This is a genomic window from Jeotgalibacillus sp. R-1-5s-1 (genome assembly GCF_004405105.1).
Classification (GTDB): domain Bacteria; phylum Bacillota; class Bacilli; order Bacillales; family Jeotgalibacillaceae; genus Jeotgalibacillus.
In genome coordinates this window covers 128,589-140,401 of the sequence record NZ_SORW01000046.1, presented here as the reverse complement: position 1 = coordinate 140,401, position 11,813 = coordinate 128,589, and the positions used below count along the sequence as shown (strand labels likewise).

At 46.8% G+C, this 11,813-nt stretch carries 13 protein-coding genes, 2 tRNA genes and 1 rRNA gene; 13 read left to right on the top strand and 3 right to left on the bottom strand.

Going from position 1 to position 11,813, the window contains the following annotated elements:
• The 8 genes from rrf to E2491_RS14715 form a co-directional block, all read left to right on the top strand.
• Positions 1–90 (top strand): 5S ribosomal RNA (gene rrf, locus E2491_RS14750); the annotation flags it as partial.
• A gap of 18 nt (positions 91–108) precedes the next feature.
• Positions 109–182 (top strand) — tRNA-Met (locus E2491_RS14745).
• An 8-nt stretch (positions 183–190) separates the two neighbouring features.
• A tRNA-Asp gene (locus E2491_RS14740) sits at positions 191–266 on the top strand.
• 163 nt (positions 267–429) lie between these two features.
• Positions 430–885: a tRNA (adenosine(37)-N6)-threonylcarbamoyltransferase complex ATPase subunit type 1 TsaE gene (tsaE, locus tag E2491_RS14735; protein WP_134376392.1), complete on the top strand. Its 456-nt coding sequence runs from the start codon at positions 430–432 to the stop codon at positions 883–885.
• Positions 882–1,580 (top strand): tRNA (adenosine(37)-N6)-threonylcarbamoyltransferase complex dimerization subunit type 1 TsaB, encoded by a 699-nt coding sequence (gene tsaB / locus E2491_RS14730; RefSeq protein ID WP_134376391.1) that lies wholly within the window; start codon positions 882–884, stop codon positions 1,578–1,580. Before tsaE ends, tsaB begins: the two co-directional genes overlap by 4 nt.
• Positions 1,581–1,596: 16 nt before the next feature.
• The gene (rimI, locus tag E2491_RS14725; RefSeq protein ID WP_244093973.1) at positions 1,597–2,028 is read left to right on the top strand and encodes a ribosomal protein S18-alanine N-acetyltransferase; all 432 of its coding nucleotides are present in this window, start codon (positions 1,597–1,599) and stop codon (positions 2,026–2,028) included.
• Positions 2,018–3,031, top strand: coding sequence for a tRNA (adenosine(37)-N6)-threonylcarbamoyltransferase complex transferase subunit TsaD (gene tsaD / locus E2491_RS14720; RefSeq protein WP_134376389.1), 1,014 nt, complete (start codon positions 2,018–2,020; stop codon positions 3,029–3,031). Before rimI ends, tsaD begins: the two co-directional genes overlap by 11 nt.
• A gap of 78 nt (positions 3,032–3,109) precedes the next feature.
• Entirely contained in the window at positions 3,110–4,402 is a 1,293-nt protein-coding gene (locus E2491_RS14715) for an MFS transporter (RefSeq protein ID WP_134376388.1), read from the top strand.
• Between the two features lie 1,241 nt (positions 4,403–5,643).
• Here E2491_RS14715 and E2491_RS14710 read toward each other — a convergent pair.
• Complete coding sequence (locus E2491_RS14710; protein WP_134376387.1) at positions 5,644–7,587, bottom strand: ABC-F family ATP-binding cassette domain-containing protein; 1,944 nt, start codon at positions 7,585–7,587, stop codon at positions 5,644–5,646.
• 240 nt (positions 7,588–7,827) lie between these two features.
• Between E2491_RS14710 and E2491_RS14705 the strand changes: the two genes are divergently transcribed.
• The 5 genes from E2491_RS14705 to E2491_RS14685 all read left to right on the top strand — a co-directional run bounded on the left by E2491_RS14705 (position 7,828) and on the right by E2491_RS14685 (position 10,491).
• A complete protein-coding gene (locus tag E2491_RS14705) occupies positions 7,828–8,505 on the top strand; it encodes a redox-sensing transcriptional repressor Rex (protein WP_134376386.1) in 678 nt (225 codons plus the stop codon).
• Between the two features lie 55 nt (positions 8,506–8,560).
• Positions 8,561–8,740, top strand: coding sequence for a twin-arginine translocase TatA/TatE family subunit (locus E2491_RS14700; protein WP_134376385.1), 180 nt, complete (start codon positions 8,561–8,563; stop codon positions 8,738–8,740).
• Positions 8,741–8,761: 21 nt separating this feature from the next.
• Positions 8,762–9,568 carry a twin-arginine translocase subunit TatC gene (gene tatC / locus E2491_RS14695; RefSeq protein ID WP_134376384.1) on the top strand — a complete coding sequence of 269 codons (807 nt, stop codon included), beginning with the start codon at positions 8,762–8,764 and terminating at the stop codon, positions 9,566–9,568.
• Between the two features lie 399 nt (positions 9,569–9,967).
• Positions 9,968–10,210 carry a hypothetical protein gene (locus E2491_RS14690; protein WP_134376383.1) on the top strand — a complete coding sequence of 81 codons (243 nt, stop codon included), beginning with the start codon at positions 9,968–9,970 and terminating at the stop codon, positions 10,208–10,210.
• Positions 10,211–10,248: 38 nt separating this feature from the next.
• A complete protein-coding gene (locus E2491_RS14685) occupies positions 10,249–10,491 on the top strand; it encodes a DUF3953 domain-containing protein (protein ID WP_134376382.1) in 243 nt (80 codons plus the stop codon).
• 306 nt (positions 10,492–10,797) lie between these two features.
• On the opposite strand, the gene E2491_RS14680 is transcribed toward E2491_RS14685, so the two are convergent.
• Both E2491_RS14680 and E2491_RS14675 read right to left on the bottom strand, forming a co-directional pair.
• Positions 10,798–11,001 (bottom strand): YdiK family protein, encoded by a 204-nt coding sequence (locus tag E2491_RS14680; RefSeq protein ID WP_134376381.1) that lies wholly within the window; start codon positions 10,999–11,001, stop codon positions 10,798–10,800.
• A complete protein-coding gene (locus E2491_RS14675) occupies positions 11,002–11,751 on the bottom strand; it encodes a CPBP family intramembrane glutamic endopeptidase (RefSeq protein ID WP_244093972.1) in 750 nt (249 codons plus the stop codon). It lies immediately after the preceding gene.
• Between the last annotated feature and the right edge of the window lie 62 nt (positions 11,752–11,813).

The following is an 11,813-nucleotide window of genomic DNA, read 5'->3' as shown; positions in this document are numbered from 1 at the left end:
ACCCGTTCCCATGCCGAACACGGAAGTTAAGCTCTTCAGCGCCGATGGTAGTTGGGGGTTTCCCCCTGTGAGAGTAGGACGTCGCTAGACTGTACCATTTTTTATCGTCGCGGGGTGGAGCAGCTCGGTAGCTCGTCGGGCTCATAACCCGAAGGTCGCAGGTTCAAATCCTGCCCCCGCAATTACCTTTGGTCCCGTGGTGTAGCGGTTAACATGCCTGCCTGTCACGCAGGAGATCGCCGGTTCGATCCCGGTCGGGACCGCCATTTATTCCATGACATGCGGTCATGGTTATTTTTTTGTTTAAAGACAGATGAATTTCGTGTAAACTAAGTGAAGATAAAGATAAATGAACAGACTGACTCCATGCGGGTGAGTCTTTTTTAAATGATCAGATAGGTACCGATTGAAATGGTGGTGGCTTTTATAATGAACAAGCATGAATGGCATTCATCTTCCCCGGAGGAAACGGCTGCTTTTGCAGAAAAGCTCGGATCTCTTTTACAAAAAGGAGATGTGCTGACGCTTGAGGGTGACCTTGGGGCTGGTAAAACGACATTTACAAAAGGCCTTGCGAAGGGGCTTGAAATTACACGCACGGTGAATAGCCCGACGTTTACGATTATGAAGGAGTATCAGGGCAGATTGCCTCTGTATCATATGGATGTGTACCGTGTTGAGGATGAGTTTGAGGATCTTGGCTTTGATGAGTATTTTAATGGAGATGGTGTGTGTGTGGTTGAGTGGGCACACCTGATTCAGGAGCAGCTTCCTGAGGAGCGTCTGGATCTTTCCATTTACTATGTTGAGAACGACTCAAGACGGTTTGAGCTTGTGCCAAGAGGCAGCCGGTATGAGGCGTTATGTGAGGAGATTTTACGATGATTGTACTGGCGATTGATACGTCAAACCAGCCGTTGTCGCTTGCAGTAGTAAAAGACGACGCGGTAATGGGAGAGCTGACGTTAAATATAAAAAGAAATCATTCGATTCAGGCGATGACTGCTGTAGAATCATTACTGGCAACATTGGATCTTTCTGCAGATCAGATTGAGCGGATCGTTGTGGCAAAAGGTCCTGGATCTTATACAGGTGTAAGAATTGGTGTCACACTTGCTAAAACACTGGCATGGTCTTTGAAGATTCCTTTGGTTGGCGTTTCAAGTCTGTTGAGTCTGTCGTGGCCGGGTAAGCAGTTTGACGGCATTGTTTCTCCGATTATGAATGCGCGAAGAGGGCGTGTTTATACTGGGCTTTATACGTTTGATGAAACGTGGGTGGAGCTTGAAGAGGACCGGAATCTGTCGATGGAGGAATGGCTCGATCTTTTAGCGGATAGGGAAGAGGCTGTGTTATTCTGCGGTGCTGATGTAGATGTATTCTGGGAGCAGATTCAGGCGCGTTTAGGTGACAGAGCGAAGCGTGTATCTGAATCAGAGGAAGTGCCGCGTATGGCTGAGATGGCGATTTATGCATCGGAGCTAGCTGATGAAGACGTGCATGAGTTTGTGCCGAATTATATCCGTATGGCTGAGGCTGAGGTGAACTGGCTGAAAGAGCAGGAAAAAAATAATGGCTGACGTCGGGTTTCGGTGGATGACGACCGCTGATATTGATGCGGTGTTAAAAGTGGAGGAAGCTTCATTTTCCTCTCCTTGGAGTCGTGAAGCGTTTGAAAATGAAATGACGATTAATCAGTTTGCTAAGTATTTGCTGCTTGAAGTGGATGGGGAAGTGGCTGGCTACTGCGGTGTGTGGCTCATTATGGATGAGGCGCATATTACGAATGTGGCGGTTGTGCCTGAGCTTCGCGGGCAAAAGCTTGGTGAGAAGATGATGCGTCAGATCATGGATATTTTAAAGGAATCGGGTGCGACATTACTGACGCTTGAAGTGAGGGTGAGTAATGAGATTGCCCAGTCATTATATAGAAAGCTTGGATTTTCAAATGGTGGAATCCGCAGAAATTATTACTCTGATAACGGAGAGGATGCACAGGTCATGTGGGTGAATTTAAATGACGAATAAGACGATGATTTTAGGCATTGAGACGAGCTGTGATGAGACGGCTGCTGCCGTGATTCGCGGGGGCAATGAGATTGTCTCCTCTGTGATCTCGTCTCAGATTGAGAGCCATAAACGTTTTGGCGGCGTGGTACCGGAAATTGCTTCAAGGCACCATGTCGAGCAGATGACGCTTGTCGTGGAAAAGGCACTTGAGCAGGCTTCGTGTTCGATGGATGATATTGATGCGATTGCTGTTACAGAAGGTCCCGGTCTTGTTGGTGCACTTATTATTGGTGTGAATGCTGCGAAGGCTTTGGCGTTTGCTCATCAAAAGCCGCTCGTAGGGGTGCATCATATTGCGGGTCATATTTATGCGAACCGTCTTGTGACAGAGATGCAGTTTCCGTTGTTGTCGCTAGTTGTATCAGGTGGTCATACGGAGCTTGTACTGATGCGTGAGCATGGTTCGTTTGAAGTGATTGGTGAAACGCGTGATGATGCTGCTGGTGAGGCATATGATAAAGTGGCGCGGACGATTGGTCTGCCTTATCCGGGTGGTCCTCATATTGATCGTCTGGCACATGAAGGAACGCCGTCCATTAAGCTGCCGCGCGCATGGCTTGAGGAAGGTTCGTATGATTTCAGTTTCAGCGGTTTGAAGTCTGCTGTGATTAATACGCTTCATAACGCGGAGCAGCGCGGGGAAGACATTGATGTGAAAGATTTAGCAGCAAGCTTTCAGGATAGCGTCATTGACGTGCTGACGGAAAAAACGAAACGTGCAGCACAGGAATATGGCGTGAAGCAGGTGCTGTTAGCCGGCGGTGTGGCGGCTAATAAAGGACTGCGCAGCCGTTTAACTGACATGTTTGATGAGATGGATGGAGTGGAACTAGTGATCCCGCCACTTTCTTTATGTACGGATAATGCAGCCATGATTGCTGCAGCCGGAGCAGTTCATTTTGAGCAGGGACGACGTTCATCATTAGGGATGAATGCAAACCCGGGTCTTGAGTTAAAATAAGGTCAAAAAGCTGTCTGACTTTCAGGCAGCTTTTTTTAGTACAATGGGATAAGGATGCTGATTAAAGGAGCTAATGATATGAACAAGGGTTTAAGTGATTCAGACATACAGGCTTACATACATGACCCGGCGAAAAAAGAGGCTTTGTATAAAAAAACGCTCTGGATCGTGGTGCTGTCTCAGATTTTTGGTGGAGCGGGACTTGCAGCGGGTATTACGGTTGGTGCATTGCTTGCGAATGATCTGCTTGGAACAGAGGGATATGCAGGCCTTCCGATCGGGCTGTTAACGTTTGGTTCTGCGATGGCCGCTTATACGGTTGGCCGATCTTCACAGCGTTTTGGCAGACGTCTCGGTTTATCAGGTGGATTCCTGATAGGTGGTCTTGGCGCGATTGGCGTTATTTCTGCAGCAGCTTTTGAGAATATACCGTTATTATTTTTATCATTTTTAATTTATGGAGCTGGAACGGCCTCAAATCTGCAGGCGCGATATGCCGGAACGGATCTTGCCGGGAAGGATCAGCGCGCGAAAGCAGTCAGTATTGCCCTTGTGTCTACGACGTTTGGTGCGGTAGCCGGCCCGAATTTAGTGGGTGTGATGGGTGAATTTGCAGTCAGTGTGGGTCTTCCTGCATTAGCAGGTCCCTTTATTTTGGCGGCAGCTGCCTATCTTCTGGCCGGGATTGTCCTGTTTCTATTATTAAAGCCGGATCCGCTTTTGGTGGCGGCAAAAATAGCAGTAGTTGAAAAAGCTTCAATGGATCCTGCACATTCGGATGAGGTCATTCAATACAACAGGAGAGGCGTGGTGATAGGTGCTGCAGTCATGGTGACGACCCAGATCGTGATGGTAGCAGTCATGACGATGACACCGGTTCATATGGGAGCGCATGGTCATGAGTTAGAAGCGGTTGGACTGGTGATCAGCCTTCATATTGCGGCGATGTATTTGCCATCACTTATCACGGGTGTTCTTGTAGATAAGGTTGGACGGGGTAAAATGGCGGTAGCTGCGGGCGTAACGCTTTTGCTGGCCGGGCTTGGTGGTGCGCTTGCTCCTGGAGAATCGTTGTTTTGGATGATTGTGGCACTGGTTCTTCTTGGTTTAGGGTGGAATTTTGGTTTAATCAGTGGGACATCGATGCTTGTTGATTCAACGGAACCTGCTGTGAGAGCGAAGACGCAAGGGGCAGTGGATGTACTGGTTGCGTTGTCCGGAGCGGCAGGAGGCATTTTTTCTGGAATGGTTGTCGCAGGAACGAGCTACGGCTTTTTGTCGATAGCAGGAGGAATGGTTGCTTTGCTGTTGCTTCCTGCAGTTTATTGGATGAATAGAGGATCTGCAGGGAGTGTGGAATTGGGAAAGTGAAATGGTAAACATTAGGTGTTGATTTGTGGATAACCTGTGTATAAGTACGAGAGGTACTGTTTATAATTCAGTGTGTCATAGACTGTGGATAATGTTTATTTCTTAACATTAATCTGTGGATAATGTGGAAAAAGCTGTTGAAAAGCCGTTTTATGCTGTGTTTAATGTGTATAACTCTGGGGATTGTCATGATTCTGTTACATGATATACATATTACGTACATATTTGTTTGTAATATTCTAATAATTATATGGTGGAAAGTTATACACAATTTGGGTTTTGATTCGGTGGGCGAAATAGTATAAGGGATGGATTATTTGGGAAATGTGGTGGGACGATTGTTGAATGGTGTTTGTGAAACCGGGCTGGGACCGTCCTTTCCGTGGCCGGGCGGTGAACCCGCCTGTGCTTCGCCCAGTCGGTTTCACCTGTCCCTTTCCGCCACAGGAGTCTCCGGATGGTCCCAGCCCTTTGTTTGAGCATACCTCATGTTGGAGTGAGGGGAAGAGATAGAAAGAACCGGTCCGGCGGCATCCTTCGCTTTCCATTGTCTAGCTACAACGGGCAGGGACTAGCAAACTTCCCGTCCTCTCGTTCGATAAGTCAACATCAGCTTACTTCGTTCGCTGTGTTTCCTTTATCTTCGTCGAGGCCAGTCCAGTTTGTACGTCCCTAAACGCCCGTCTCCGCTTTTCTGTGGTCGCGCGGTGAGCCAGCTAGTGCTCCGCACTACGCTGTCTCACCTGTCGCTCCTCCGCCGTAGGAGTCTCCGGATGCCGCCGGACCTCTGTGAAGTAATCTGATCCAATGATTGCAAAGAGCATAACAGTTTTAAAAGATTGATGGTCAAGATCATAAAGTGCCCCTGCGTTCGCAGGGGTTTTTTGATGAGGGTTGTTAAATGACTGATATAAGTTGCTTAATAAGTCCTTAGAGTTGTTTAATCTGGATTAAGAGTTGTCAAATAAGCAAAGAAAGTTGTTAAATAAGGCTGAAGAGTTTTCAAATACGCGGTGACTGAATGAGTGGGTGGACCAGTGAGGCTGGTTCGTGGGATATTAGCTTTGGTTCGTCAGATTTTGCAGCTGTTTCGTGGAATGATGGCCCGGTTTCGGAGAATGTTCTCTATGTTTCATAAGATTTTAGATTTCTTTCGTGGAATTGTACCATTTGACCTATCACGGCCAAACATAAGTTACACCACATTAAAAAGCCGGAGTGCCCGCACTCCGGCTTTTCCTTTATTCAGCTAACTCTTCCTCTAACTCTGCCCATTCTTCAAGCAGCTGGTCCATGTCGGATTTGGCTTGTTCGATGGCCTGGTTGGATTCCATGACACGTTCGTGGTCCTGGAAGATGTCGGGCTCACATAGGAGGTTTTCGTGTTCTTCGATGGTGCCTTCGAGCTCGGTGATGAGGAGTTCGATTTCCTCGAGACGCCGGCGTTTTTTGCGTTCGGCTTTTTGCTTTTCTTTGTCGAGTGCGAAGGAGGATTTGTCTGATGCCTTTGTGTTGGCGGAAGCGGGCTGTTTAGCTGCGCGTTCGCGTTCTTCAAAGGCTGCAAGTTCTTCCTGTTCGGTTTTCTTTTCGATATAGTAATCATAGTCGCCCAGATATTCGGTGCTGCCGTCAGGGGCGAGCTCGAGTACTTTAGTGGCAAGGCGGTTGATGAAATAGCGGTCGTGCGAGACGAACAGGATCGTGCCCGGATAATCGATCAGTGCGTTTTCGAGAATTTCCTTGCTGTCGAGATCCAGGTGGTTGGTTGGCTCGTCCAAAATCAGCAGATTTGAACGCTGCATCATGAGCTTGGCAAGTGCAAGACGTGCTTTTTCTCCACCGCTTAGGGTTGCGACCGGCTTCAGAACGTCATCTCCTGAGAATAGAAAGTTACCTAACACGGTACGGATGTCTTTCTCATTTTTCATCGGATAGTCATCCCAGAGCTCACCTAATACGGTTTTATTAGAATGAAGTTCGGCCTGCTGCTGGTCGTAGTAGCCGATGCTGACATTTGAGCCGTACTGAATGGAGCCTGCTAATGCAGGCAACTTTTTCACGATCGTTTTCAGCAGGGTTGATTTCCCGACACCGTTTGGACCGATCAGAGCGATGCTGTCTTCACGGGTGACGGATGCGTTGATGTTGCGCGAAACGGCTTCATCATAGCCGACAGACAGGTCCTGCAGCTTCAGAACGTCGTTGCCGCTTTGGCGGTCGATGGCGAATCCGAAGCTGGCTGATTTTTCGTCACCGCGCGGACGGTCCATTTTTTCCATGCGTTCAAGCTTTTTGCGGCGGCTCTGCGCCTGCTTGGTGGTGGAGGCACGTACGAGATTTCGCGCGATGAAGTCTTCCATCTTTGCGATTTCCTCCTGCTGCTTTTCGTATTCCTTCATTTCGCGTTCATAGTCGAGTGCTTTCTGTTCTAAATATTTGCTGTAGTTCCCATGGAATTTTTTCGAACGGTGACGCGACAGCTCAACGACCTGGTTGACGATCTTATCAAGGAAATAACGGTCATGGGATACGATAAGAATCGCACCCGGGTAGCCCTGCAAATACGTTTCAAGCCAGGCAAGCGTGTCGATGTCGAGATGGTTGGTCGGCTCATCGAGAATCATCACGTCAGGCTTCGTTAAAAGAAGCTTACCAAGTGCGAGACGGGTTTTCTGCCCGCCACTCAGTGTTGAAATAGGTGTATCGTAATCGAAGGACTGGAAACGCAGTCCGTGAAGTACCGTCCGGATATCCGCTTCATACTGATAGCCGCCGAAATCCTTAAATCGCACTTGGAGTTCATCGTATTCCTTCATTAAACGGCTGTAGCGTTCCTCGTTTTCATACACAGCGGGATCAGCCATCTGCTGTTCTGCACTGCGAAGCTTTTTTTCCATATCCTTTAGATGGTCAAATACGCTCAGCATTTCATCCCAGATGGAAAGCTCAGATTCAAGTCCTGAGTGCTGTTCAAGGTAGCCGATCGTGACTTCCTTCGGTTTATTAATATCACCGGAATCATACGAAAGCTGTCCGGCGATCATTTTTAAAAGCGTAGATTTCCCCGCGCCGTTACGGCCAACGAGGGCGATGCGGTCCTTAGTCTGGACCTCGAGTTTTATATTAGACAGAATCTCCTCAGCCCCGAAGGACTTGGAGAGACCGTTCACCTGCAGTAAAATCATCAATGGTTCACCTCTATTTTTATCCTCTTAAGTGTATCGCAACGGGGAAGGCATAAGCAATACAGGGGATTTGTGAAAAAGTTTGCATACTTTGCAAGAGTGTACCCTGTTGGTGTATGATAACAAAGGAAGAAGTTTGCTTGTCCAGAAAAAGGATTGTTGAAATATAATGATTTGGAAGCGTTCACAGGCTGAATAGAGCCAGAAAAGGTGATCGTTGGATTTAGGGGGAGAAGAGGCATGAGTCAGGAACAGATGAAGATTCCTCAGGCCACAGCCAAACGGCTGCCGCTATACTACCGGTTTTTAAAAAACCTGCATTCATCAGGAAAACAGCGTGTGTCATCGAAGGAATTGAGCGATGCGGTCAAAGTTGATTCTGCAACAATCCGCAGAGATTTTTCGTATTTCGGTGCACTCGGCAAAAAAGGGTACGGCTATAACGTCGATTACCTGTTATCCTTTTTCCGTAAAACGCTTGATCAGGACGAGACGACAAAGGTCGTGCTGATTGGTGTCGGAAATCTTGGAACGGCATTTTTACATTATAATTTCCTGAAAAACAATAATACAAAGATTGAAATGGCGTTTGATGCAGACCCTAAAAAAGCGGGGACATCAATCGGAGAAGTACCGGTATATGCGATGGACGAGCTGGAGGAAAGAGTTCAGGACAGTGATATTGAAGTAGCGATTCTGACGGTGCCTGCAGGTCCGGCACAGGGCATTACCGACCGGCTGGTGAACCTGAAGATCAAGGGAATCTTAAACTTCACACCGGCGAGACTGACCGTTCCGGAGGATTTACGCATTCATCATATTGATCTCGCAGTCGAGCTTCAGTCACTCATTTATTTCCTGAAAAATTATGGCACAGATGACGTAGAAACGTCACAATTAGAGGACATATTGGAATAGCCAAATGCCGCAATTTGTTTTATGATGGAAGATAGAAAGAGGAGGTGCATGCATCATGCTACCAGGTGGAATCAGCCTTGCCGTAATCGCGATCGTTGCGTTGCTCATTTTTGGCCCTAAGAAGCTTCCGGAACTCGGAAAAGCTGCGGGCAGCACCCTTCGTGAATTCAAAGACGCAACTAAAGGTCTTGCCGATGACGACGATGATGTAAAGAAAGAAGATAAGAAGCAATAATTTTTTTGGGATGGTGGCCATATGAATGAAAAAGATATGACCGTCCATGAGCATATAAATGAAATAAGAAAACGACTCATCATTGTAGTCGTTTTCTTTGTCTTTGCAATGGTCGGAGGCTTCTTTATCGCAGAGCCGCTGATGAAGTTCCTTCAGTCCTCTGATGAAGCGCAAAAAATGACCCTTAACGCATTCCGGCCAACGGACCCTGTCATGATCTACTTCCAGATTATCATGTTCTCTGCGTTGATCCTGACATCGCCCGTCATCTTATATCAGCTCTGGTCGTTTGTCAGCCCCGGTCTCCATGAGCGGGAGCGGCGCGTGACACTCAGTTATATACCCGCATCCGTCTTTCTGTTTTTATCAGGACTGGCGTTTGCCTACTTTATTTTATTTCCGTTCGTCATCAGCTTTATGACGAACCTTTCGAATAACCTTGAAATTGAACAGGTCATCGGGATCAATGAATTCTTTCAATTCCTGTTCCAGATGACAATCCCATTCGGATTCCTGTTCCAGCTGCCGGTGGTCATGCTATTCATTACAAGGCTCGGCATCGTAACACCCATGTTTCTCGGGAAAATCCGTAAATACGCGTACTTCGTGCTGCTCGTCATTGCAGCCTTCATTACGCCACCGGATATTTTCTCACATATGCTCGTGACCGTTCCACTGCTGCTGTTGTACGAAATCAGCCTCTGGATCGCACGCATTGGCTATAACAAAGCGCAAAAGGCAGAAGCCATCCAGCGCGAAATAGAAGAAAAAGAGCGCCGCGAGCGGATTGACCAAGAGCTTGCAGCGCGTGAAAACAGCGGAGAATGATCTTCGCTGTTTTTCTTTTTGGGTGAGGCCTGGTTGGGAGAGGCGTTGAGTTCGGTTCAGTTCAGGAGCTGTTATGTTGTTAGCGGTTGGCTTTTTGTCGTTAGCTGGTGCGTTTCTGTTGCTAGCCGTGAAATTTCTGTCGTTAGTGGTGCTGACGTCTGCTGAAATGTCGATAGGGCTTGCTGGTTTGTTGTAAGGGATCGCGTTTCTGTTAATAGGTCTGCTTAATTTGTCGATAGGCACGTTGGAATTGTCGATACAAAATCTGCTTGACCAGTCCACGAAAGAGAAATTCTTATTACGATCCTCCCATACATATTGTTTAAAAAAAATCCACCTGACTGTCATTAACTGTTAATATGAAATAAAAGCATTTATATGAATATTGGAGGAGACAAAATGACAAGACGGGGGACAGGTGTTGCGTTTATTGTAATCGCTGCATTTTTGCTGGCATCGAGGTATGTGACTGCAGCGATTTTTAGTACTGGATTAATGGACTGGGACAGCAGCGTTTTTAACAATATGCTTGATTATGTGGGAGAAACGCTGAGCACTTTCAGTACAATTGCTTTAATAGCAGGTATCGCTTATCTTGTCTGGGGAGAGTATGAGGACTACAGAACCAAGAATACTGTATGATTGAACCGATTTTTAATAAAATATGGAGGTCTCTGCTTTTGATAAAGATTTTACGAATTATATTTTCAATTACAACACTCATTTTATCTATCATTGGGCTGATTACGGAGAACTTTGAGCTTATACCATTTATGATGTTATTTTTATCCTTAACCATGTTAACGCTCGGGATCCAGGAAATTCAGCAAAATAAAAAGCTGGCAGGGTGGTTTTTAATTGGTGTATTTGCTTTTACGTTTTATGTCTCGATAAATGGGTTTGTGCTCAATTCATTTTTTTGAGTAAGGATGATTTATTTATAGGATGAGACACATAACATTACATATTAGCAGGAATAAAAGGGGCAAACGGACTTTCAGGATTTAAGCCACGGTCGATAGCGGCTCTGTTTCTTTTGATAGCAGGCCAGTTTACGTCGATAGGGGAGCACTCACAGTTTGAAATGTCGACAGAGCTTCATCATTCGTTGATAGAGAACATTTTTCCGTTGATCGGTCTACACGAAACGTCGATAGCCACCCAAAAGCTGTCGATCCGCCCCCGCACCCCCGTGCCAGCCAAACAAAAAAGTAGCGAACCTCAGTCCGCTACTTTTTCTCATTCATATGCTTCTTAATTTTCAGGTGGAGTCCGATCAGGCGGATTCCGGCGCCGATGTCATAGGTGGCAAAGGCGACGAAGATGTATGCCCAGATACCCCAGCCGTTTTCGTTTACGTTGCTGATCGCAAAGAAGACGAAGAAGAAGCCGAGGATCAGGTAAAAGATGCCGTGTCCAAGAGGAGACCTCATTTATAAAATCCCTCCCAGTACAGCGCGCCAGACTAAGGCAAATGCTTCATTCAGCTCCACGATCCGCTGGATTTCCTCCGCAAAGAAGAACTGCGTCATGACGACAAATGTGTTGATGGCCATATGCGCAATAATCGGCACGATAATTTTTTTTGTAAATGCATATAAAAATGCAAATGCGTAGCCCATTGCTGCATAGATTAGGATGTGGGTGAAGTCAAAATGAATCACCGCAAAGATCAGTGCACTGATCAAACCTGAGATGAAGAAGTTGTATTTGCGGTAGAACCATCCGAAAATGACGCCGCGGAATACGATTTCCTCAAGAATCGGTCCGAAGATCGCAATCGCCACAGCCGCAAGAGGTACATAAGAAAGCAGATCGATCAGCTGGGCTGTATTATCAGAACCCGGCTCAATCCCGATCAGATACTCAATGCCCACTGCGATCATCTGGCTGAAGAACGCCAGAAAGATCCCGATGAACGACCAGATCGCAATCATCGCAGGACCTGCTTTTTCGCCCGGCAGATCCAGCACGCCTTTATTGCGGTTCAGCACAAACAGAATCACAATCAGCCCAATCATGAAGCTGAGGAAAATCCAGTAGCCTGACACAAGGTTCAGCAAAACGGTCGGCTCCGCGCTGCTGACTGAACGCCCGACGAGAAGCGCAACCGGAACCACCACAAACGATGACAGCTGCATCGCAACATACGTAATTAAAATGATCAAAAAGGTGCGATTCACAAGCATACTCCTTTATTCGTTCTGTAGTGTTAATTCTACTAATAAAAGCGGGTGCCTTCAAA